Here is a 22,524-nt window from a genome sequence, read left to right as displayed (position 1 = left end):
ACTACAGGCCTGAGAACAAGTATTTCATGGAAAGAACTCCCCAATCCATTGGATACGGCAGCGGCATGACCTGCTAGCGACGCCTGTGCGACTGGAACGCTGCTGGGGTCTGGGAGCAGTTGCAATAGGCAATGCTGACACGACTGCGTGCACATGACCAGATCGAATGGAGCCGGATCAGCATTGATGGCTCCTCGTTCCTAGGCCCCGGGGACCAGGAAACGGGCACCAACCCGGCGGACAACGGCAAGCTCGATTCCAAGCGACACATCGCCGTGGATGCCTAAGACATTCCTCTGATGGTTTAAAGGCTTTGACAAGTTACGAATCCACTTTGAACGACGAATGGAAATTCACGAAGCGCTGTTGAAGTTGGCGGCAGCGATCATCTGTGCGCGCTTTGTGGATCGGTGGCGTTAATCACAACAAGTCCGACACATACTCCTCTAACCACGAGATTCACCAGGAAGCCCCCGGCATATCTCCCCCACCTGCCCCACGGCCCCCAGCAGGCGCGGCGTGGGCTCGTTGGCGCAGTTCAGGCGCAGGTGGTTGGGCAGGTCCGAGCGCGATGAAAACAGCGGGCCGGGGCTGACGCCAATGCCCAGCTCCAGCGCGCGGCGGTGCACCTCCAGTGCATTGACCTGGCGCGGCAACTCCACCCACAGCAGAAAGCCCGCGCGCGGGGCCGAGACGCGGGTGCCGGGCGGAAAGCTGGCCTCGACCCTGGCCGTGACGGCCTGCACCCCGGCCTGCACGCGGGACTTGAGACGGCGCAGGTGCCGGTCGTAGTCGCCGCTGGCCAGCACCTCGCTCACGGCGGCCTCCAGCAGCGGCGCACCGGCCCAGTCGCCCGCCAGGCGCACCTGCAGCACCTGGGCATGGAAGCGGCCCGCCGCAATCCAGCCCACGCGCCAGCCCGGCGCCAGGGTCTTGGACACGGAGCCGCAATACAGCACGTTGCCGCTGCCGTCGAAGGCCTTGCAGGCCGGCGGGCGCTGTCCGTCGCCTGCAAGATCGCCATAGACATCGTCTTCGATCAAGGGAATGCCCGCCCGCTCCAGCAGCGCCACCAGGGCCTGCTTGCGCTCCACCGGCATGCTGGCGCCCAGCGGGTTCTGCACGGTGGGCGATGCCAGCACGGCAGCCGGCCGGTGGCGGGCAATGGCCTCGGCCAGCGGCTCCAGCAGCAGGCCTTCGCGGGGATCGGTGGCAATCTCCAGCGCCTTCAGGCCCAGGTCCTCCAGCAGCAGCAGGCTGCCGAAATAGGCGGGCCGCTCTACGGCCACGACATCGCCGGGCTTGCACACGGCGCGCAGGGCCAGCCGCACGGCCTGGGTGGCGCCTGCCGTCAGGACCAGGTCGTCGGGGCCGAAGCGCGCACCCCATTGCGCGGCCCGGGCCGCGATCTGGCCGCGCAGGTCGGCGCGGCCCGGCGGCATGCTGTAGGTCTGCCCGTGCGCGTCCAGGCGGCGCCCGGCGGTCTGCAGCGCGCGCTGCAGCCGGGCCGTGGGCAGCCAGGCCGGATCGGGCAATGCCGCACCCAGCGGGATCAGGCGCGTGTCGGGGCTACTGAACAGCGAGCGCGCCAGGGCCGACAGGGTTACGGGCACGGGGCGCGACGACGGGCGGGACGCCTGCAGCGCCGCGCCGCCGGTTGCCTGCCGCACAAAGTAGCCCGAGCGCGGACGCGCGACGATCAGGCCCTCGGCCTCCAGGCAGCGCAGCGCCTCCAGCGCGGTGGGCAGGCTGACCTGTTCGCGCTCGGCCAGGCTGCGGGCGGAGATCAGCCTGTCGCCGGGGCGCAGTGCGCCACAGGCCAGCGTCTGGCGCAGGGCCTGGGCAATGCGGCGGTACTGGGGCAAGGGTTCGTTGTTGGTGGGCATGCCAATCTGTACAGGTCAGTTTTCTTGGATTCTGCTTATACAGGCATTGGCTGCCCGGATTTATCGTTGCAGCCATCAAGCAACCCGAGGAAACCCATGCAAGCCAGCAATTTCGATCTCCAGGCCTATTTCCGCCGCATCGGCTTCAGTGCCGGGGACTCCGCCCAGGCAGATGCCGCCACCCTGCATGCGCTGATGCGCCAGCAGCTGTTTTCCGTGCCTTTCGAGAACCTGGACGTGCAGGCCGGCAAGATCGTCTCTCTGGTGCCCGAAGACATTGCGGGCAAGATCCTCGGCGGCGCCCGGGGCGGCTACTGCTACGAGGTGAACGGCCTGTTCGCCATGGCGCTGCAGGCCCTGGGCATTGCCTACCGCTTTGTGGCGGCGCGGCCCATGTTCTATCCGGCACGCCGCCCCCGCACCCACATGGCCCTGGTGGCCGAGGTCGAGGGACGGCGCTGGCTGTGCGACCTGGGCTTTGGCAGCTACGGCATACGCGCCCCCATGGCCCTGGACGTGCTGGACACCGAGGTCCGCCAGGACGGCGACACCTTCCGCCTGAGCCTGGACGACCAGGGCGAGTACCTGCTGCAGGCCCGCGTGGACGGTGAATGGGCCAACCAGTACGCCTTCAACCTGTCGCCCCAGGAATGGGTGGATTTCGCCCCCGCCAACTACCTGAACTCCACGCACCCGGATGCCATCTTCGTGCAAAAGCGGGTGGTGGTGCTGCACCAGCCGGCCGGCCGCATGATCCTGGTGGGCGACGCGCTCAAGACCATCACCGCCAGCGGCACCGAGACCAGGCAGCTGGCGCCTGATGAAATCCAGCACGCGCTGGGCAGCCTGTTCGGGCTGGCGCCCGAGCGCCAGGCGGCTGCCGTGTGCTGAGCCTCTAAGCCAGGCGGGTCGAATCCCGCTCGATCAGCTCGAACCCCAGGTCGAACGCCGAGCGCCCGGCACTGCGGCCCTGGCAGCGTGCCAGCACGAGTTCGGCGGCCAGGCGGCCTATGCCCGGTCCGTCCACATGCACGGTGGTCAGCGACGGCAGCAGATGGGCCGCGAAATCGGCATTGCCGAAGCCCGAGACGGCCAGGTCCACGGGCACGCGCAGGCCGCGCGCCTGGGCTTCCACCAAAATGCCGTGGGCCAGCATGTCCGAGCTGCAGACCACGGCCTGCAGATCAGGCTGCTGCGCCAGCAACTGGCCCAGCGCCTGCCGGCCCAGCTCCAGGCTGCCGGGCGCGGACACGGTGACCGTGGGCACCTCGCGGCCCCAGGCTGCGAGAAAGCCCTCGCGCCGCTGCTGGGCCCGGTGGTCGCTGCCCGTGGCCATGCCCACGCGCTGCAGGCCGCGCGAGAGGAAATAGCCGGCCAGCGCGCTGCCCACCTTCAGGTGGGAAAAGCCCACCACCATGTCCAGCGGCCGGTCGCTGAAGTCCCAGGTTTCCACCACGGGAATGCCGGTCCTGCGCAGCCGCTCGCGCGCCTTGCCGGACTGCACCAGGCCCATCATCACAATGCCGTCGGGCTGGCGCCCGATCATGGCGTTGAGCACCTCCTCCTCGCGCTGCTCGTCGTAGAAGGTCTGGCCCAGCAGCAGTTGATAGCCCTCCTGCGCCAGCGTGGCCGTCAATGACTGCACCGTGGGCAGGAACTGCGACACCGACAGCGCGGGCACCACGCCGGCCACCATACGGCTGCGGCGGGACTTGAGCCCGCCGGCCAGCAGGTTGGGGATGTAGCCCGTGGCCTCCACGGCCTGGCGCACGCGCTCGCGCGTCTTCTCCGAAACGATGGAAGGATTGCCCAGTGCGCGCGAGGCCGTGATCAGCGAGACGCCGGCCGCCTCGGCCACGTCGTGCAGCGTGGCGGGCCTGGGGGGTGTGGGTGTGTTCATGGGCAAGCGCGATCGCGGGCTGGTATCGGGGACGGGCCTGAAGATAGCAGACCGCCCTCCACGCACGGGCGCCAGGCCTGCCCTGCATCGCAGAAATCGTGATTGACAGCCAAAATGACAACGATATCATTTTGCTGAAAGCGCAAATCCTTGCATCTACGAAACGGCATCGGCGCTTTTTCATTTCCCCGGAAATGACAACGATGTCATTCACAAATCAGGAGACAAGATGAATCACATTCTTCGTGCCATGGCGCTGGCCCTGGCCGCGCTCGCTGCCTTTTCTGTGTCGGCCCAGGCCTGGCCCGACAGGCCCGTCACCCTGGTCGTGCCCTTCCCCGCCGGCGGCTCCACCGACCAGGTCGCGCGCGCCGTGGCGCCCAGGCTGGGCGACAAGCTCAGGCAGTCCTTCGTGGTGGAGAACAAGGCCGGCGCCACGGGCACCATCGGCGCGGCCTTCGTGCAGCGCGCGGCGGCGGACGGGCAGACCTTTCTCGTCACCTCGCTGGGCCCGCTGGTCATCGTGCCCCACCTGATCAAGAACCTGCCCTACGACGCCCTCAAGGACTTCGACCTGATCACCGTGGCCGTGCAGTCGCCCAACGTGCTGGTCGTGCCTGCAAGCTCGCCGCACAAAAGCGTGGCCGACGTGGTCGCCCACCTCAAGGCCCACCCGGGCAAGATGAGCTTTGCCTCGGCCGGCCACGGCTCCAGCGACCACCTGACGGCCGAACTGTTCTGGCAGCAAACGGGCACCCAGGGCGTGCACATCCCCTACAAGGGTGGCGCGCCCGCCCATGCCGACCTGATCGGCGGCCAGGTCGATGCCTCGTTCCAGAACATCAATGCCGTGATCCAGCACATCCGGGCCGGCAAGATGCGCGCCCTGGCCGTGACCAGCCCGCGCCGCTCGCCCGTGCTGCCGGACCTGCCCACGCTGGCCGAGGCCGGGGTGAAGAACGTGGAGGTCGCCTCCTGGCAGGCCATCGTCGCGCCCAAGGGCCTGCCGCCTGCGCTGCGCGACAAGGCCCATGCGGCCTTTGTCGAGGCGCTCAACGATCCCCGGGTGCGCGAGCAGTTCGTCTCCATCGGCTACGAGATGGTGGCCGGCACGCCCCAACAGTTCGCCGAATTCCAGCGCCAGGAATACGCGCGCTGGAAGACGGTCATCGAGGCCGGAAAGATCAGCATCGACTGATGCCTGCCCCTGTCCTTTTCCCAACCACCGCACTCCCGCAGCCATGACTTCTTCCGCGCTCTCCGAAACCACCAGCCAGGACCGCATCCAGTGGATACGCCTGTCGTCCTGCTACCTCCCCCTGGCCCGGCCCATCAGCGATGCCAAGGTGCTCACGGGCCGCCAAAAGCCCATGACCGAGGTCGCCATGCTGTTCGCCGAGATCCAGACCCGCGACGGCCACCGGGGTCTGGGCCTGAGCTACGCCAAGCGCGCAGGCGGCCCGGGCCAGTTCGCGCATGCCAGCGAAATCGCGCCCACCCTGCTGGGCGAGGACCCCAACGACATCGCACGGCTGTGGACGCGAATGTGCTGGGCCGGCGCCTCCGTGGGCCGCAGCGGGCTGGCCGTGCAGGCCATCGCGGCCTTCGACGTGGCGCTGTACGACATCAAGGCGCGCCGCGCGGGCCTGTCGCTGTCCAAGCTGCTGGGCTCGCAGCGCGAATCCGTGCGCTGCTACAACACCTCGGGAGGCTTTTTGCACACGCCGCTCGATGAACTCAAGCGCAACGCCAGCGCCTCGCTGGAGCGCGGCATTGGCGGCATCAAGCTCAAGGTGGGCCAGCCCGACTGCGCGCTGGACATACGGCGCGTGGAGGCCATGCGCGCCCACCTGGGCGATGCCGCGCCCATCATGGTCGATGCCAACCAGCAATGGGACCGCCCCACGGCCCAGCGCATGTGCCGTGTCTTCGAGGAATTCAACCTGGTCTGGATCGAGGAGCCGCTGGACGCCTACGACCACGAAGGCCACGCCGCGCTGGCCGCGCGCTTCGACACGCCGATTGCCACCGGCGAGATGCTGACCAGCGCCGCCGAGCACGGCGATCTCATACGCCACCGCAGCGCCGACTTCCTCATGCCCGACGCGCCGCGCGTGGGCGGCATCACGCCCTTCCTGCAAATCGCCGCCCAGGCCGAACTGGCCCACCTGAGCCTGGCGCCCCACTTCGCCATGGAGCTGCACGTGCACCTGGCCGCCACCTGCGCCAACGAGCCCTGGGTGGAACACTTCGACTGGCTGGAGCCGCTGTTCAACGAACGCCTGGAAATCGCCAATGGCCGCATGCTCGTGCCCACCCGCCCCGGCCTGGGACTGAGCCTGAGCGAGCAGGCACGGCACTGGACGCGCGAAAGCGTGGAGTTCGGGGAGCGGGGTTGAGGGCGGCTGCGAACGGCTGAGGGCCTGGGTACCCCGGTACCTGAGGCCTTTCACATATATTGCTTGGCTAAATGGAGTGGACTGTGGACAGCCAGACCAAGACAGCGGCTGCGCATGCCGGGCCGGGCCAGTCGACCCTCACAACCTCAACAGACGAAATTTGGGAGCTGACTTGATGCGCGTGGCCTTGCTTCTTTTGGTTCCAGCCATCGCCGGATGCACCCCAGACACGAATCCCGCAGGTGGCGCTCGCACGCAAGTGCAGCGCGACGTTGAAAGCTATGCCATCGCAAGCTGCCTGACCCAACAGACTGAGCCCTATCTCAAGGACCAAGGAGATGCCTGGGCATCCGTTGTCGTGCAGCGCATGCACGGGGATATCGAAGTGCTGGCGGGCATTGCCGAACAGGTGCAGAGGGAGAACACCAAGGGCGCCAACGGCGATATGGCCGTCATGCGCGACGAAACCCGTCCCGGGCAGGGCAAGCCATTGCCTGTGCTGCACTGTGGCGAGGTGATAGACCGGCCCGCCGTGCGTACTGCGATTCAAAAGGCGATTGCGGCACTGCGCCCGTCCTACGAATCCAGGTAGGCCAGGCCGTTTCCCGAAAATCCGGGCTGAGGGCGGGCAACCATCCCCTACCCATCCAACCCGTACTTGCGGATCTTGTCGTGCAGCGTGGTCTTGGGCATGGACAGGGCTTCGGCCGTGCGCGCCAGGCTGCCGGCGTGGCGGCGCAGGGCGTCGGCGATGAGGGCGCGCTCGAAGGCCTCGACAGCGGCGGACAGCGGCCGGGGCGCAGCGTCCTGCGCGGTGGTGCCGGCCGGCTGGCCGAAGGGGGGCGAGCCGCTCTCGATGCCCAGCACCGTGCGCTCGGCCACGTTGCGCAGCTCGCGCACGTTGCCGGGCCAGTCATAGCCCAGCAACTGCTGCACGCGCGCGGTGGTCAGCTCGGGCACGGGCCGCTGGTGGCGCGCCGCGCCCTGCAGCGCGAAATGCTCGAACAGCAGCGGCACGTCCTCGCGCCGCTCGCGCAGCGGCGGCAGCGAGACGGTGGCCACGTTCAGGCGGTAGTAGAGGTCGGCGCGGAACAGGCCTTGCCGGCTCAATTCCAGCAGATCCACCTTGGTAGCCGCGATCACGCGGCAGTCGATGGGGATCAGGGTGTTGGAGCCCAGGCGCTCCAGCACGCGTTCCTGCAGCACGCGCAGCAGCTTGATCTGCATGGGCACGGGCATGCTCTCGATCTCGTCCAGGAACAGCGTGCCGCCGCTGGCGTGCTCCAGCTTGCCGATGCGCTTCTTGCCCGCGCCGGTATAGGCGCCGGCCTCGCTGCCGAACATTTCGCTGTCGAACAGCGTATCGGGCAGGCCGCCGCAGTTGACGGCCACGAAGTTGCCATCGCGCCGCGCGCTGGCCTCGTGCAGGCAGCGCGCCACTAGTTCCTTGCCCGTGCCGGTCTCGCCCTGGATCAGCACATCGGCCGCGCTTTGCGCCAGCCCCGTGAGCATCTGGCGCAGCTGCCGCATGTTGGGCGCGCGGCCTATCAGCCGGTGCTCCAGGCTGTCGCGCTGCTGCAGTTGCTGGCGCAGCGCCCGCACCTCCAGTACCAGGCGCCGGCGCTCCAGGGCGCGGCGCACGGCGCCGACCAGGGTTTCGGGGGCGAAGGGTTTCTGGATGAAGTCCTGGGCACCGTCCTTCATGGCCTGCACGGCCATGGAGATGTCGCCGTGGCCGGTGATCAGCACCACGGGCAGCTCGGCATCCATGGCCACCAGCTCGCGCAGGAAGGCCATGCCGTCCATGCGCGGCAGGCGGATGTCGCTGACCACGATGCCCGCGAAGTCGCGCGACAGGCGCCGGCGCGCCTGCTCGGCGCTGCCCACGCTTTCACAGGCGATGCCTTCAAGCTGCAGCGCCTGCTCGCAGCCGAGCACGATGTCGGGGTCATCCTCGATGATCAGGACTTTGAGGGCGTCGGTCATGGTGTGTCGGCAGAGGGTGTGGAGGGAGCCAGGGCCAGGCTCAGCGTGAAGACGGCGCCGCCGCCCGGATGGTTGCTGCCCGTCAGCGTGCCGCCGCATTCACGCACGATGCCGGCCGACAGCGCCAGCCCCAGGCCCAGGCCCACGCCCTCTTCCTTGGTGGTGAAAAACGGCTGGAACAGATGGGCCTGCGCCGCTTCGCTAAGGCCCGGCCCGTGGTCGCGCACGGTGACCTGGGCGCGGCCATCGGCCACGGCGCAGGCCAGCTCCAGGCAGGGCGCGGGCTGGCCGCGCATGGCGTCCAGGGAGTTGTTGATCAGGTTGATCAGCACCTGCTCGATGCGGTTGCGGTCGCACCAGGCCACGGCCTCGGGCACGCCGTCATCGCGCAGGATGCGGGCGCCGGTCTCGGCCACGCGCGACTCCAGCACGGCCAGCGCATTGTCCAGGGCACGCGCCAGCGGCACGGCCTGGCTGGCACCGCTGGACTTGCGCGCAAAGTTGCGCAGCTGGCCGGTGATGCGGCCCATGCGGTCGGCCAGCTGCGCCATGCGCTCCAGGTTCACGCGCGTGGTTTCGGTATCGCCGCGCTCCAGAAAGCGCTGGCTGTTGCCGGCCAGGGTGCGCAGCGCCGTCAGCGGCTGGTTGAGTTCATGGGCCACGCCCGTGGACAGCTGGCCTATCACGGCCAGCTTGCCGGCCTGCACCAGTTCGTCCTGGGCGGCGCGCAGCGTGGCCTCGGCGTGGGTGCGCTCGGCCACCTCGGCCTGCAGCGCCTCGTTGGCGGCCGACAGGTCGGCCGTGCGCTGCTCCACCTTGCGCTCGAGCTCGTCGTGCGCGGCCTGCAGCGCCTCGCGCGCGGCCAGCCGGTCGCGCAGGTGGCGGCGACGCTCGTTGACCATCATGGCCAGCAGCAGCACAAAGGCCGCGCCCACGGCCGCGGCCAGCGCGCGGCTCTGGGCCAGCTGGTCGACCTGCTCCAGGTGCGAGAGCACGGTGATCGTCCAGGGCGTGCCCGGCAGCTGGCGCGACTGGGCGAGGAAGCGGCCGCTGACCGGGTAGACCGAGCCTGGCGATTCCTCGCCATGGCGGGCAATGCGCACCAGACGCGCGCCCTGGCCCAGGTCGCGCAGCACCTGCAGGCCCAGCGGCTCCAGCGCGCGGCGGTTGTACTGGCGCGTGTGGTCGAAGGCGGCGCGCGTGCCCTCGTCCAGCGTGCGCAAGGTGGTGAATTTCCAGTCGGAGACCGTGCCCAGGATGACGACGCCGTTCTCGTCGCCCACCAGCACGGGCGCCTCCACCGTGGACCACGATTGCTCCAGCTGGTCCAGGCTGACCTTGACCACGGCCACGCCCAGCGTGTGGGTGTCGTCGCCCAGGGTGGAGGCCAGGTAGTAGCCGGGCTCGCCGCGCGTGGTGCCAATGCCGAAGAAGCGCGCGCTGCCCGTGGCCATGGCCGTGCGGTAGTAGGGGCGAAAGCTCAGGTCCTCGCCCAGGTAGCTGTCGGAGCGCCGCCAGTTGCTGGAGGCCACGACATGGCCGCGCGCATCGACCAGGTAGGCGGTCAGCGTGCCCGCGCGGTCGTTGAGCTGCTCCAGGTAGGCGTTGACGCGGTTGGTGAGCTGCTCGTCGCCGGGCTCGGCCAGCAGCCTTTGCACATTGCCTTCCAGTGCCAGCACGTCGGGCAGGAAGGCGTACTTGCCGATCTCGCGCTGCAGGCTGGCGCCGTACAGCTCCAGCCGGTGCATGCCCGTGGCACGCAGATCGGCGATGCCCAGCCGCTGCGCCATCAGGTACGCACCCCAGCCGCTCAGCCCGCTCAGGGCAAGCCACAGCAAAAGCAGGATGAGCTGGCGCAGGGGGCGGCGGGCGGGCATGGTGAAGGCACCAATGTTATCAGTGCCCCCCAGCGCCGCCTGGGCCTCAGGCCGAGACAGCGGGCCGCCCTTCCTGGGAGTGCTCCATGGGCAGCAGCGACTCGTCGTCGTCCGTGGTGGCATTCGGATCGACCGCGCCTTCCCACTTGGCCACCACGGCCGTGGCAATGGCATTGCCCAGCACATTGGTCAGCGTGCGGCCCATGTCCAGGAAGTGGTCGATGCCCAGGATCAGCAGGATGCCGGCCTCGGGCAGGCCGAACATGGGCAGCACGGCGGCCACCACCACCAGCGAGGCGCGCGGCACGCCGGCAATGCCCTTGCTGGAGACCATCAGCACCAGCAGCATGGTGATCTGGGCCGTCAGCGTCATGTCGATGCCGTAGGCCTGGGCGATGAAGATGGCCAGGAAGGTGGTGTAGACCATGGAGCCATCGAGATTGAACGAGTAGCCCAGCGGCAGCACGAAGCCGATGATGCGCGGCTTGATGCCGAACTTCTCCAGCTGCTCCATCAGCTTGGGATAGGTCGATTCGCTGCTGGCCGTGGAAAAGCCCACCAGCAGCGGGCCGCGGATCAGGTTCAGCAGGCGGAAGATGTCACGGCCCAGCACGACGTAGCCGGCCACGATCAGCAGCACCCACAGCGTGGCCAGGGCCAGGTAGAAGCACAGCATGAACTTGCCGAACACCGACAGCATGCCCAGGCCATGGATGGTGATGGTGCCGGCCACGGCGCCGAACACGCCCACGGGGGCGAAGCGCATCACGTAGTCGGTGACCTTGAGCATGATGTGGACCACTTCGTCCATCAGGCCCACCATGGAACGCGCGGCCTGGTTGTGCAGGTTGCCCAGCGCAATGCCGAAGAACAGCGCGAACACCAGGATCTGCAGCACCTCGTTGGTCGCCATGGCCTCGAAGATGTTCTTGGGGAACACATGGGCGATGAAGTCCTTGAGGTTCAGCGCCGAGGTCTTGAGGTTCAGCCCTTCGGCCGACGACGGCAGGGCCACGCTCAGGCCATGGCCGGGCTGCAGCACGTTTGCATAGATCAGGCCGATGGCCAGCGAGCAGAACGAGGCCACGATGAACCAGCCCAGCGCGCGGCCGCCGATGCGGCCCACGGCCTTGGCGTCGCCCATGTTGGCCAGGCCCGACACCAGGGTGGCGAACACCAGGGGCGCGATGATCATCTTGATCATGCGCAGGAAGACATCGGTGAGGATGCCGAAGTAGCTGGCAATTTCCTTGGTGGCCTCGGGCGTGGGCGCGTAGCTGTTGCAGGCATAGCCCACCAGCACGCCGAGGACCATGGCCACGAGCACCATGGTGGTCAAGCGATTGAATTTCATGCGGATTTTTTCGTTGGACGTATTTCGGTCTTGCAAGCGAGCCCGGTCCGCCGCAGCCCCCGGGCCTCTGCCGGATGCCATTGCGAAGACGGGCTTGTCTCCCTGCACACACAACCACGACGCACGTGGCCTGCGCCTGACAGTGCACAGACCGTGCCAGCCGCATCCGGCACCTACGCCGCGCGCTAACTGCTTGATTCGCCTATATCGACCTTACTTTTATGCATAAGGTGGAACGGAAATCCGAACAATGAAATGCAGGCTCCGTTCGGAAAACCGGATGGCGCGATCTGCGGGCTCCGGCCCTCCCGGGCCATGGCGCAACTGTTTGAACGCCGGCCGGTGCCCGGGCAGGACGGCAGCAGCGGCTGATGCTCCGGCGCCTGTAGAGAGGCCCGCTCTCCCAAAGTCCCGCACCGCGTCTTCACCAGGTGCATCAACCCTGCCTCACCCCTGCGCCAACCCTGCCTCAACCCTGCGCCTGAGGCCCCAGGCGAAAAACGCTCACGGACTGCACAAGGTCATGCGCCTGCTGGCGCAGGCTCGTGGCTGCCGCCGCCATTTCTTCCACCAGGGCCGCGTTTTGCTGTGTCGCCTGGTCCATCTGCATGACCGCCTCGCCCACTTGTGCCACGCCGCTGCGTTGTTCGGCGGAAGCCGCGCTGATCTCTCCCATGAGGTCGGTGACGCTGCGTATGCTCATCACCACTTCAGCCATGGTGCCCCCCGCGCGGTCGGCCAGCACAGAGCCCTGTTCGACCCGCTCGACGCTGTCGGAGATCAGGGCCTTGATCTCCTTGGCCGCCGCCGCGCTGCGGCCGGCCAGGCTGCGGACCTCGGAGGCCACCACAGCGAAGCCGCGGCCCTGTTCACCGGCACGTGCAGCCTCCACCGCAGCGTTCAGCGCCAGGATGTTGGTCTGGAACGCGATGCCGTCAATGACGTTGATGATGTCGGCGATGCGGCGCGAACTTTCACTGATGCCCTTCATCGTGTCCACGACCTGGGTGACCACCTCGCCCGCCTGCCCGGCCACGCCGCTGGCCTGCTGCGCGAGCGCGTTGGCCTTGCCCGCGCCATCCGCGTTCTGGGTCACGGTCGCTCCGAGCTGTTCCATGGAGGCCGCAGTTTGTTCAAGCGCGCTGGCCTGGCTTTCGGTTCGCGAGGACAGGTCGGTGTTGCCCTGGGCAATCTGGGTGCTTGCACTCGCCACGGATTCGCTGCCGCTGCGCACGACGGCCACGACCTGCGATAGCGCATCACTCATCTCGCCGAGGCTGCGCAGCAGGGTCCCCACTTCATCGTGGGTGGTGGCCTCCACCCGCTGCGTCAGATCCCCGCATGCCACCGCGCGTGCCACCTGGATGGCCCGGCCGATGGGGCCGGTGATGGAGCGCGTGACCCAGGTACCCAGCAGAGCGGCCAGCACGACGGCCACCAGCGCGCCCCCCAGCTCGAACGCCAGCGTCATTGCCGCCAGCGACTCGGTGCGCGTCAGGCGCTCGGCCATGAGCTGCTCCTCCTCCCGCACCAGGTCCGCCTGCAGTGCGCGCAGCCCATCCATGGCCGCCTTCTCGCGCCCCAGGGAGAACTCGCGAACCAGATCCTCGACGGTCGCCGTGCCGTCCTGAACTTGCCGCCGCAGCGCCTGCAGCGGCTGCACCGCCTGCACGAATTCACGGTGGCGCAGCCGGATTCCGTCGAGCCGGCGCTGCTGGGCGGGGTTGTCCTCTGTCAGGCGTACGGCCTCCTGCCAGGAGGCCTCGAACTCCTTGAGCCCTTCATCCCAGGGGGCCAGAAAACGGGAGTCGCCCGACAGGAGATAGCCCCGCGAGGCCGTCTCCATGTTGACCATGCCCGTGAGCATGCGCTGTCCCTGGGACATCACCTTGAAGGTGTGCTCGTTCCATTGCTGGGCCTCCTTGAGCCGGGACTGGCTGCTCACGGCCAGCGCGATGACAAGAAGAAAAATGGCGATGACGCATGCGAAGGCAGCTGCGAGACGGCGGGCCAGTGGCCAGTTGGACAAATTCATGATGATCATCGGTACGGACTGCGTGGCCGGAAAGACTGCACACGGGCGCGGCGATCACGATGTCAAGCCTCGCCTGCGCCTGGGGCCGTCATCTCCTGGCCGGGATCTACAGAGCACTCGCGCCAGCGGCTGCCGGGTGGCGGCCAGCGGGCCTGCGCTTTGTTTCTCTATGTAATATATTGGACAAAACATATTTTTGTCCTAGACAATTTGCAAAATCCCTCAAAACATCCCGGCCATGGCCGGACGTTTTGTTCCCTTCAGATCAATGACGCCACTTTCTGACCCCCTGCCTTTGGCGCCTGGCCCCGGGCTGCCCATCTCGGCCGTCGAACGCGAGACCGGACTTGCCAAGGACACCCTGCGTGTCTGGGAAAGACGCTACGGCTTTCCAAGGCCTGAACGGGATTCGGCAGGCGATCGCCGCTACCCGGCAGACCAGGTTCGAAAACTGACCCTGATCCGGCGGCTCATGGATACGGGGCTGCGCCCCAGCAAGCTGATGGGGGTGGACCTGGACGGCCTGCAGGCGCTGCTGGCCCGCGCCGACACCTCGCCAGCCATGGATTTGTCCAGGACAAATTCAGAGAATGCAGCAGACTCTGAACGCTTCGCACCCATGCTCAACGCCATTGCCGCACATGATCCCGCCCAGCTCAGGCATTGCCTGAGCCTGGCCCAGTCGCGCATGGGCCTGGCCGGTTTCGTGACCACGCTCGTGGCCCCGCTGACCACGGCGGTCGGTGAATTCTGGGCACAGGGGCGTTTTGAAGTGTTCGAAGAGCACCTGTACACCGAGGTGCTCACCGGCGTCTTGAGGCAGGCGATCGCCTCGCTCATCCCGCCTTCCCCGCCGCCCGCGCCCAAGGTGTTGCTGACCACGCTGCCGCAGGAGATGCATGGACTGGGCCTGCTCATGGTCGAAGCCCTGCTGGCCCTGGAAGGCTGCAACTGCGTATCGCTGGGCACCCAGACGCCCATCGGCGACGTGGCACAGGCCGCGCGGGCGCATCGCGCCGACATCGTGGGGCTGAGCTTCAGCAGCGCCCACAACGGAGCGATGGCGCAGGCTTGCCTGGGCGAGCTGCGCAGCCACCTGCCGCCGGCCATCGAGTTGTGGGCCGGTGGAGCATGCCCGGCGCTTTATTCCAGCCCGGTCACGGGCATCACGCCGGTGCGCCATCTCACGGATCTGCAACCGCTGGTCGCCCGATGGCGGCAGACGACAAGAACATCAAGGACATCCGCATGAACTTTCCCGCCCCCCGCCCCGTCTTCATCGCCAGGCGGCGCACCCTGCTGGCAGCGACCCTTGGCGCCGGCCTGCTGGCCAGCGGTTGCGCCAGCATGCGCCCGCCAGGCTCGGTCACGCCCGTCTCACCGTTCGACCTGCAGCGCTACCAGGGCCTGTGGTACGAACTGGCGCGGCTGGACCATGGTTTCGAGCGGGGCATGACCGATGTGACCGCCGAGTACACGCCGCAGGCAGACGGCAGCGTGAAGGTGGTGAACCGGGGGTTTTCCGTGCCCCGGGGCCAGTGGCAGCGCGCCGTCGGCAAGGCCCTGTTCACGGGCAAGCCGGACACGGCTTCGCTCAAGGTCTCCTTCTTCGGTCCGTTCTACGGCGGCTACCATGTGGCCGCCCTGGACCCTGACTACCGCTGGGCGCTGGTCCTTGGGCCGGACACGCAGTACTGCTGGATACTGGCCAGGGAGCCGAAACTGCCCCCGCGGACCCTGCAATCCATCGTCGCCAAGGCCGGGGAACTGGGCGTCGATACCAGCGCGCTGATCTGGGTCAGCCATGATCGGCACCAGGAAGCGCGCAGCCAGGAGGCCTTGTGAACAGCCTGCCCCCCGTCGCGGTGATCGGCGCAGGAATGGCGGGTTTGGCCTGCGCACAGTTGCTGGCCGAGGCTGGCTGCCGCGTGGATATCTTCGAGAAAAGCCGAGGCCCATCCGGGCGCATGAGCACACGGCGCGCGCAGGATCCGCAGGGTGCGTGGCAGTGCGATCACGGCGCCCCATCGTTTGCAGCCCAGGACCCGGAGTTTGTGCAGGAGGTGCGCCAGTGGGAGCAGCACGGCGTTGTCGCCGCCTGGCGTCCGCGCGCAGTGCGCCTGCAGGGCACAGACGCGGTGCCCGCAGAGGCAGGCCCCGACCGCTGGGTGGGCGTGCCGCGCATGACCTCTCCCGCAGCGTTTCTTGTCCAGCGGCTTGGACAGCAGGGGTATGGCGTACGGCTGCACCTGCAGGCCACGGTGCAGCATTTGCAGCACGGGCCTGCCCGCTGGACAGTGCACTGTGCCGAACAAGGGCAGATGGGGCGGGAATACTGCGCCCTGGTGCTGGCAGTGCCTGCACCGCAGGCGGCAGCCTTGCTGGAGCCGGTCTCGCCCTATGCTGCAGCACTGGCCGCCAGCGCACGCATGCAGCCTTGCTGGGTGGCCATGCTGCGCACCGACGCCCCCCTGCCGCTGGACTGGGATGCGGCAGAAATCACGGATGGCCCGCTGTGCTGGGTGGCACGCGACAGCGCCAAGCCAGGGCGGCAAGGGCAACAAGGGCAGCAGACCTGGGTACTGCATGCCAGTGCACGGTGGAGCCAGGATCACATCGAATCGGACGCTGAATCCGTGGCCGGGCAACTGCTGCAGGCATTCGAGGCCCTGGCCGACTCTCTGCCAGGCGGCCTGCGCGTCACTGCCCACCGCTGGCGCTATGCGCTGCCGGCACCCCACCTGGTCAACCGCTACTGGTGGGATGCGCCTGCGGGCCTGGGCCTGTGCGGCGACTGGATGTGCGGCGCAGGCGTCGAAGGCGCCTGGCTCAGCGGACGGGCGCTGGCCCGGCGCGCCCTGGCCACGCTGACGCGCTGAACTGCAGGATCGCCCGCGCCATGCACAAGAAGCCCCACCTTCCCTCCAAGCTGTGTGCGTGCTGCGGTCTTGCGTTCACATGGCGCAAAAAATGGGCACGTGATTGGGACGAGGTCAAATACTGCTCGCAGCGCTGCCGCACCGCGCGACTGCCGCCTGATCCCACTCCCCCATCTGCAGGCCGTCAGCCAAGGCGCTGACCTCCAAGCGGGCCATGCGCCCCGCACATTCTGGAGCCCTGGATTGCCGCCAGGCCGGCCCCATAATGCGCCACCCCATTGCATCAAGGAATTGGCACCCATGTCTTCCGGCGGCTTTCACGTCCACGGCCCACACGATCACGAACTCGAACATGCTGCCCAGGGCGAGCATGGCCACACCGCCCACCACGGCATCGGCGGCGGCAGCCTGACCAACCAGATCGCCATGTGCACGGCAGTCATCGCCACGGTGGGCGCCATCTTCGCGTACATGGGCGGCGCCACCCAGGCCAATGCCGGGCTGTACAAGAACGACGCAGCCATCAAGAAGACCGAAGCGGCCAACCAATGGGCCTTCTTCCAGGCCAAGAGCACCAAGCAATCGCTGTCCGAGTTCGCGCGTGATCTGGCGACCACGGAGGACAGGCGGGCCGCCTACCAGGCCAAGGTGGAGCGCTACGAAAAGGAAAAGGACGACATCAAGCGCGATGCCGACCGCCTGGAAGCCGAGGCCCGGCAATGGGACGAGAAGTCCGAGATGCAGATGCACCTGCATCACCGCTGGGCGCAGGCAACCACCGCGCTGCAGGTCGCCATTGCCCTTGCAGCCATCGCGCTGCTGACCAAGAAGAAATGGCTGGAATACGCCATGCTCGGCGTGGCAGCGCTGGGCCTTGGCGTGGGCGGGCTGGCCATGCTGCACATCTAGAGCGTGTGGCAAAGCCGCAAAGCCGCATATCCGCCTTGGAAGGCAGCTGTGAAACAGCCCCCCCCGATTCCCCGGCCTTGCCCGCGGCTCAGTCCTCGCTGGGACGGGGGTAGCCTGCCTCTGCCCACGCTTGCGCAGAGGTCCGGGTGAGCTGATGGTCCGGCCTGACTCCCACCTTGGCCAGCTCGCTGCCGTCGGCGGCAGTGGCGGTGAGCGTGGCGCTGGGATTGTCCTCATCGGGCTCGATATCCAGAGAGACGGTCACGCGTGACCCGCCCACCACGATCTGCACATCCTTGTGCAACTGCGCTGCCAGATGCTGCTCATGCCGGCGCATCACCTCGTGCGCCGTCTTCACCAGCGTGTTAAAGGCGGAAACGTCCAGCGGCTTGGGATTTTTCTTGTCGCGGCCCATGGTCCACGGGCCGACCAGGCTTGGCTCCGCCTGGCCGTCCTGGGTCATGGCAACGGCCCAGCCATCGTCGTCTTCATTCTTGATGACGCGGGCCTCCCAGCCGTTGTGATGCCAAAGGCGGTCTTCGAAGATTGAGACGACTTCTTGTTCGAGTTCTGCGGACATGTCCAGACCCTTCCCTTGTGGAAACTATCGAGCCCGAAATTCTACTGTCCATCCATACAGTTCGCGCGCAGGGGTCTATTGCGCAAGCGGCGGCTTCCACGGGGCCATGACACCCGGCAGATACGGTAGCCACGGCAGTCAAAGCAGGCGTGCAGGCTGGTCATCAGCGGCTGACCGAGCTGCGTCAGGTTGCCTCGCTTGCACGTCGCGCTCGCCGCAAATTGCCGCTGGAGCGAAGGGCTTGCGAGTACGATAAGCTTCAAGTCTTATTGAAGGTGAAGGCATCCCTGCCGAGGTCACGTATGAACATTGGCGAACTGAGCAAACGCACAGGCCTGTCCACATCACGCATTCGTTTTTATGAGCAAAGCGGCCTGCTGCAAGCGGCTGAGCGTGGCTTGAATGGCTACCGCAGCTATCCGCCTGAGATGGTGCAGATGCTGGAGCTGATTGCGATTGCGCAAGGGGTGGGCTTCAGCCTGGATGAAATTCGTGCACTCTTGCCGCCCGGCCTGCAAGGCTGGGACCATGAGGCCGTCGTGGGCGCGCTGCGCCAAAAAATTGCCGATATCAAGGCCATGGAGAAAAAGCTGCAGACCAGCAAAAAGCAGTTGCAGGCTTTGTTGTCCGATATTGAAGCGCGGCCAGACAACATGGATTGCCACGACAACGCACGCCGTGTGCTCTCCCATGTACTGGCCCAGCAATCCGAATCCCTGGCCTCTGAAGCAGCGGCCGAAGAAAAAATGAGCAAGCTCATGCGCACCGGACACAAGAAGCGGGCAAGCGCGGCATAGGCCTTCGGCAGTTTGGAACGCGGCCCTAGCGCCTTGCCAGAGCCTGCACCACCTGCTTTGCAGTCGCTTTGGCCGACCCCGGGTTTTGCCCGGTGATGAGGCGGCCCTCGGCCACCACATACGACATAAAAGGCAGCAAGGCTTTCTGATAGCGCGCACCGCGCATCTTCATTTCCTGCTCGGCGTTGTAGGGCATGGACCGGGCCACTCCGGCCAGGATTTCTTCCGTCCATGAAAAACCCGTGACCCGTTTGCCCGCGACCAGCAAAGAGCCGTCGCTGAGCTGCGTATTGAGCAGGCCGCAGTAGCCGTGGCAAACCGATGCAACGATGCCACCTTGCTCCCAGATGCTGCGTGTGATGCGCAGCAGCCCCGCACTATCGGGAAAATCCCACATCACCGCATGCCCTCCGGTGAAGTAGATGGCATCGAAATCGTTCGCATCGATATCGGCAGGTGCCGCAGTGTTCGCCAGCAGGGCCATGCGCGCGGGATCATCGAGCCAGGCTTTGGCCGAAGCATCGAAGTGCGGCCATTGGAGTGCGCGCGGCTCCAGCGGTACGGCGCCACCCAGCGGGCTCACCAGTTGCTGCAGATACCCTTGCGCAGCAAACACATCCCAGGCATGGGTCAGCTCCGACAGCCACAGCCCTGTGGCGTGCGCAGGGTCGTCGTAATGAGCGACATTGGTGACGACATGCAAGATACGTGGCGTGCTCATGATGACTCCTGCGCGATGTGCTTGAGGCCCTGTGCGTAGCTGGTGACAGCAAAGTCGGGAAAGCGGCGCTTGAACTTGGACGAATCAAACACATTGTCGTGCGCGTAGCGTGGCAGCAGTTCGCGCAGTTCGCGCACGGGCTTGGAGACCCAGCCAGCAACCACCATGGCCAGGTGGCTCAGTACCTTGTAGCGCGGCTCAACCTCAAAGGTTGCAGCCGCCATGTTCACAAAGGCCTGATAGGTCAGCCGCTCGTCCCAGCAAGGCAGATGCCAGGTCTGGCCATACGCATCTTGCGCATTGCCAATGGCTGCCATGGCGCGGCTTGCATCGGGCGTCCAGATCAGGGTGCGCAGCTTGTCGTCACGCACCGGCACTTTGGCCTTCTGGCCCGCCTTGAGCGGGCCGATCACCAGGGTGTTGGTGATGCTTTGGGTTTTGCCGGGGCCGTAGAACTCTGGCGCGCGGGCAATGGCGACGGGGATATCGCCGCGCTGCATCTCGGCCAGCACCATCTCGGCCATCAAGGCGCGCACGCGCCCCTTGCGTCCCACCGGGGCAAAGGCGGTTTCCTCGGTCTGCCGCTGCGCGGTTTGCGGGTACATGTAGGTGTTGTCGAAGTAGACAAACTTGGCCCCCGCTGCCCGCGTGGCATCGAGCGCGTTGCGCAGCATGGCAGGAAATTGCCCCTCCCATAACTCGGTGTCTGGTGGCAGGCCAGCGGTGAAGTACACGACCTCGCTGCCACGCACGGCCTCCAGGGTTTGCGCGGAATTCATCAGGTCGGCGGACACCAGCTCGTCCGTATCGTTCACCTTGCGCGGCTTGCGGCTGACCAGGCGCAGGTTCTGGGTGTAGTTGCGGTGGAGCTCGCGCGCCAGCTCCACAGCGATCTGGCCATTGGCGCCCAAAATGGTTTGCATATCGATCCTTGCAGCATCTTGTGTGATGAGAGGATAAGGAGCTTAAGCTTCAAGTTGAGTTGAAGGTCAAGTGGCAAAACTGCAGGTCCCTGATATCAGGTCGAAGCCCCCTGCCGGCTCGCTGGCTGTCTGAAGAAACCCGGCACTTCCATCATGTCGGGGAGCCTGGAGCCTGGACACTGCGGCCTGCTTTGGTGCACCTGGTGAAGGCCCGTTTCGGGTCGGCAGCGCCTGTGCATGAGCCGCGATGGCGGACTTGCCTCTTTGCGGTTGCTCATCTGTGGTCCGAACTTGTCGGCTTTATCAAGACTGCCACCGCACACCGCCATCAATTGCTGCAATGGGTGCAATGAGAGCAATGAGAGCAATGTGTGCACAGCAGCTATTTGATGCAATCAGAATGCACCACCACCATTGAAAAGAAGAAGCCATTCTCAATCCAATGATTGAATTGCCAACTTCCGATGGACGCCGCTTATTCAATGTGACAGAATGAAACGCCAGCAATGAATGGCCTGAAGACCTCTGATGATGGCAGTGGCAAATACCGCCATAACGATCGCAATGACAGGACGAAAAACCGGATGTGCCGCTATTGAGATCCAGAAATCAAATCGTGTTGACTTCGCGCATTTCTGAGGGATCGTTTGGTCAATGAATGTCAGAGCGTGCTCTTGTCGACCGCACTTCATTTGCACTGGAAGCGCACTACGGCCATTGTCGCCATTCGGCCAATCATTGAATTCAGCTTCTGGCTTTCGAGCCTTACGCTTCTATGAACATCGCCCCGTAGAAGCCAAAAAACCAAGGGCGATTGACAACGGAGATTTATATGCCTTACAAGAAAAGTCAACAAGTCGGCGGTCAGGGTGGAGACGAATTTTCCGATGATCTGACCCAAGTGGTTCGAATTGTGAGGATTTCGATCAGGCATGGAGCCAGAGTCGATGCCATCCAAACCACATGGCTTCTGACAGACGGAACACAACTCACTGGTGCACGCCATGGTGGCGGGGGCGGCGAAGAAACTGTGATCGAGTTTGGCAGCAACGAGCACATCGTTACGATACAAGGGCGAAGCGGAAGTCGAATTGATTCCCTGACCATTACCACCAACAAGAAGTCCTACGGCCCCTACGGAGGCGACGGAGGGAAACCCTTCGGCCCCATTCCTGCTGAAGCAGCGGGTGGCTTCTTTGGTCGTTCCGGCACAAATGTTGACGCGATAGGCGTTTTCATTCCAGCGTAGTGTCAAGCCGGTGATGGTGCCATCGCATCAACAAGGCACCGAAACGGACTGGGATGAAGCCGAGGTTTATTCCAGTCCGCTCATCGGCTCTATGGATTCCTGCTGTCAATCAGGCATCAATCAGCAAAGTCAACGCCCCCGCATCCCCATCAAAACCTCAATCGTCACCGTCGTCGCGTCGTCATCCGGCCTTTTGCGATGCGCGATGCCCAACGCCCTTGACAGTGCCGGCCGCAGGGGCCGCGTGGTGATGCGGGGGTCAGGCTGCGGTGCGCCGGCCTCATGGGGCAGCAGCGCGGCGCCGTAGCCCGCCGCCACCAGGCTCTTCATTGCGTCGTTGTAGTTCAGCTCGATCCGTGCCTGCGGCCGGGCGCCGCCTGCGGCAAACCATTCGGCAGTCTGGCGCGACAGCCGGGTGCCACGGTCGTTGGCGATCAGCGGACGGGCTGCAAGCCAGGCGGGCGTGATGTGCCGCGGAGGCTTCCAGGCGGCCGGGATGAAGGCCAGCACGGGGTCCTGGCGCCAGGCCTGCACCTGCAGCCCGCGCAGCACGGGCTGCGGCAAGGCAACGATGCCGATGTCCAGGCTGCCGGCAGCCAGGCGCGCCAGGGCTTCCTCGCTGGTCATCACCGCCACTTGCACGTCGATCTCGGGATGCCGGGCGGCCAGGGTTTCCAGTGCCTGGGGCAAGAGGTGCGCGAGTGCGCCGGTGGAGGCGCCCAGGCGCACGCGGCCCCCGCGCGTGGCGATCTGGCGCTGCACGGTCTGCAGGAGATCGTCGGCCTCGGCCAGGAGCTGGCGCGCCTTGTCTATCAGCAGGCTGCCCGCCGATGTGGCGGTGACGCCGGCCGGTGCGCGGTGCAATAGACGAGTTCCCAGACGTTCTTCGAGCTGCGCCACATGCAGCGTCACCGTGGGCGGCGCCAGGTGCAGCACCTTGGCGGCGGCGGCGAACGAGCCCAGGTCGGCCACCGTCAGCAAGGTGCGCAGACGGTCCAGATTGATTTCGCGCATGGTGCGGTGCCCCAG

At 66.2% G+C, this 22,524-nt stretch carries 21 protein-coding genes and 1 pseudogene; 12 read left to right on the top strand and 10 right to left on the bottom strand.

Going from position 1 to position 22,524, the window contains the following annotated elements; translation table 11 throughout:
• Window positions 1-9 precede the first annotated feature (9 nt).
• Window positions 10-420 (top strand): annotated as a pseudogene (locus U6958_RS14450) (hypothetical protein); the annotation flags it as partial.
• A gap of 26 nt (window positions 421-446) precedes the next feature.
• Here U6958_RS14450 and U6958_RS14445 read toward each other — a convergent pair.
• On the bottom strand, window positions 447-1,886 hold the full coding sequence (locus U6958_RS14445; RefSeq protein ID WP_074922957.1) for a PLP-dependent aminotransferase family protein: 1,440 nt from the start codon (window positions 1,884-1,886) through the stop codon (window positions 447-449).
• 96 nt (window positions 1,887-1,982) lie between these two features.
• Between U6958_RS14445 and U6958_RS14440 the strand changes: the two genes are divergently transcribed.
• The gene (locus tag U6958_RS14440) at window positions 1,983-2,777 is read left to right on the top strand and encodes an arylamine N-acetyltransferase (RefSeq protein ID WP_074922956.1); all 795 of its coding nucleotides are present in this window, start codon (window positions 1,983-1,985) and stop codon (window positions 2,775-2,777) included.
• A 4-nt stretch (window positions 2,778-2,781) separates the two neighbouring features.
• Here the strand turns inward: U6958_RS14440 and U6958_RS14435 are convergent, their stop codons facing one another.
• On the bottom strand, window positions 2,782-3,786 hold the full coding sequence (locus tag U6958_RS14435) for a LacI family DNA-binding transcriptional regulator (RefSeq protein WP_017403823.1): 1,005 nt from the start codon (window positions 3,784-3,786) through the stop codon (window positions 2,782-2,784).
• A 229-nt stretch (window positions 3,787-4,015) separates the two neighbouring features.
• On the opposite strand from U6958_RS14435, the gene U6958_RS14430 reads away from it, so the two are divergent.
• The 3 genes from U6958_RS14430 to U6958_RS14420 all read left to right on the top strand — a co-directional run bounded on the left by U6958_RS14430 (window position 4,016) and on the right by U6958_RS14420 (window position 6,777).
• Window positions 4,016-4,984: a tripartite tricarboxylate transporter substrate binding protein gene (locus U6958_RS14430; protein WP_074922955.1), complete on the top strand. Its 969-nt coding sequence runs from the start codon at window positions 4,016-4,018 to the stop codon at window positions 4,982-4,984.
• A gap of 43 nt (window positions 4,985-5,027) precedes the next feature.
• On the top strand, window positions 5,028-6,185 hold the full coding sequence (locus tag U6958_RS14425; protein WP_074922954.1) for an L-talarate/galactarate dehydratase: 1,158 nt from the start codon (window positions 5,028-5,030) through the stop codon (window positions 6,183-6,185).
• A gap of 175 nt (window positions 6,186-6,360) precedes the next feature.
• Window positions 6,361-6,777 carry a hypothetical protein gene (locus U6958_RS14420; RefSeq protein WP_074922963.1) on the top strand — a complete coding sequence of 139 codons (417 nt, stop codon included), beginning with the start codon at window positions 6,361-6,363 and terminating at the stop codon, window positions 6,775-6,777.
• A 47-nt stretch (window positions 6,778-6,824) separates the two neighbouring features.
• Here U6958_RS14420 and U6958_RS14415 read toward each other — a convergent pair whose 3' ends face one another.
• The 4 genes from U6958_RS14415 to U6958_RS14400 all read right to left on the bottom strand — a co-directional run bounded on the left by U6958_RS14415 (window position 6,825) and on the right by U6958_RS14400 (window position 13,446).
• A complete protein-coding gene (locus tag U6958_RS14415) occupies window positions 6,825-8,171 on the bottom strand; it encodes a sigma-54 dependent transcriptional regulator (RefSeq protein ID WP_074922953.1) in 1,347 nt (448 codons plus the stop codon).
• Entirely contained in the window at window positions 8,168-10,048 is a 1,881-nt protein-coding gene (locus U6958_RS14410; protein WP_016451540.1) for an ATP-binding protein, read from the bottom strand. The genes U6958_RS14415 and U6958_RS14410 overlap by 4 nt, the downstream gene beginning before the upstream one ends.
• Before the next feature lie 46 nt (window positions 10,049-10,094).
• Window positions 10,095-11,402, bottom strand: a complete 1,308-nt coding sequence (locus tag U6958_RS14405) for a dicarboxylate/amino acid:cation symporter (RefSeq protein WP_016451539.1) — start codon at window positions 11,400-11,402, stop codon at window positions 10,095-10,097.
• A gap of 469 nt (window positions 11,403-11,871) precedes the next feature.
• Window positions 11,872-13,446, bottom strand: a complete 1,575-nt coding sequence (locus tag U6958_RS14400) for a methyl-accepting chemotaxis protein (protein ID WP_074922952.1) — start codon at window positions 13,444-13,446, stop codon at window positions 11,872-11,874.
• A 259-nt stretch (window positions 13,447-13,705) separates the two neighbouring features.
• Here U6958_RS14400 and U6958_RS14395 point away from each other — a divergent pair, with 259 nt between their 5' ends.
• From U6958_RS14395 to U6958_RS14375, 5 genes are all read left to right on the top strand, one after another.
• Window positions 13,706-14,689 (top strand): MerR family transcriptional regulator, encoded by a 984-nt coding sequence (locus U6958_RS14395; RefSeq protein WP_074922951.1) that lies wholly within the window; start codon window positions 13,706-13,708, stop codon window positions 14,687-14,689.
• On the top strand, window positions 14,650-15,282 hold the full coding sequence (locus U6958_RS14390) for a lipocalin family protein (protein WP_074922950.1): 633 nt from the start codon (window positions 14,650-14,652) through the stop codon (window positions 15,280-15,282). Before U6958_RS14395 ends, U6958_RS14390 begins: the two co-directional genes overlap by 40 nt.
• Entirely contained in the window at window positions 15,279-16,316 is a 1,038-nt protein-coding gene (locus tag U6958_RS14385) for an NAD(P)/FAD-dependent oxidoreductase (protein ID WP_074922949.1), read from the top strand. The genes U6958_RS14390 and U6958_RS14385 overlap by 4 nt, the downstream gene beginning before the upstream one ends.
• 20 nt (window positions 16,317-16,336) lie before the next feature.
• Window positions 16,337-16,516, top strand: coding sequence for a DUF2256 domain-containing protein (locus U6958_RS14380; protein WP_013801983.1), 180 nt, complete (start codon window positions 16,337-16,339; stop codon window positions 16,514-16,516).
• Window positions 16,517-16,616: 100 nt separating this feature from the next.
• On the top strand, window positions 16,617-17,225 hold the full coding sequence (locus U6958_RS14375; RefSeq protein WP_034366698.1) for a DUF4337 domain-containing protein: 609 nt from the start codon (window positions 16,617-16,619) through the stop codon (window positions 17,223-17,225).
• A gap of 88 nt (window positions 17,226-17,313) precedes the next feature.
• Here the strand turns inward: U6958_RS14375 and U6958_RS14370 are convergent, their stop codons facing one another.
• Window positions 17,314-17,805, bottom strand: a complete 492-nt coding sequence (locus U6958_RS14370) for a hypothetical protein (protein ID WP_016446290.1) — start codon at window positions 17,803-17,805, stop codon at window positions 17,314-17,316.
• A 302-nt stretch (window positions 17,806-18,107) separates the two neighbouring features.
• Here U6958_RS14370 and U6958_RS14365 point away from each other — a divergent pair, with 302 nt between their 5' ends.
• Complete coding sequence (locus U6958_RS14365) at window positions 18,108-18,602, top strand: MerR family transcriptional regulator (protein ID WP_074922948.1); 495 nt, start codon at window positions 18,108-18,110, stop codon at window positions 18,600-18,602.
• A gap of 25 nt (window positions 18,603-18,627) precedes the next feature.
• Here U6958_RS14365 and U6958_RS14360 read toward each other — a convergent pair whose 3' ends face one another.
• Together U6958_RS14360 and U6958_RS14355 are read right to left on the bottom strand one after the other, a co-directional pair.
• Window positions 18,628-19,323 carry a type 1 glutamine amidotransferase domain-containing protein gene (locus tag U6958_RS14360; RefSeq protein ID WP_074922947.1) on the bottom strand — a complete coding sequence of 232 codons (696 nt, stop codon included), beginning with the start codon at window positions 19,321-19,323 and terminating at the stop codon, window positions 18,628-18,630.
• Window positions 19,320-20,246 (bottom strand): NAD-dependent epimerase/dehydratase family protein, encoded by a 927-nt coding sequence (locus U6958_RS14355; RefSeq protein ID WP_017407464.1) that lies wholly within the window; start codon window positions 20,244-20,246, stop codon window positions 19,320-19,322. Before U6958_RS14355 ends, U6958_RS14360 begins: the two co-directional genes overlap by 4 nt.
• 832 nt (window positions 20,247-21,078) lie before the next feature.
• Here U6958_RS14355 and U6958_RS14350 point away from each other — a divergent pair.
• Window positions 21,079-21,495 carry a jacalin-like lectin gene (locus U6958_RS14350; protein ID WP_074922946.1) on the top strand — a complete coding sequence of 139 codons (417 nt, stop codon included), beginning with the start codon at window positions 21,079-21,081 and terminating at the stop codon, window positions 21,493-21,495.
• Window positions 21,496-21,624: 129 nt separating this feature from the next.
• Here the strand turns inward: U6958_RS14350 and U6958_RS14345 are convergent, their stop codons facing one another.
• Window positions 21,625-22,509, bottom strand: coding sequence for a LysR family transcriptional regulator (locus tag U6958_RS14345; RefSeq protein ID WP_017407463.1), 885 nt, complete (start codon window positions 22,507-22,509; stop codon window positions 21,625-21,627).
• Window positions 22,510-22,524 lie beyond the last annotated feature (15 nt).

The organism is Delftia lacustris, assembly GCF_040267515.1.
In the GTDB taxonomy this organism is placed as follows: Bacteria; Pseudomonadota; Gammaproteobacteria; order Burkholderiales; family Burkholderiaceae_C; genus Comamonas; species Comamonas tsuruhatensis.
The sequence above is the reverse complement of the archived record's forward strand: the minus strand, read 5'-3'. Positions and strand labels throughout refer to the sequence as shown.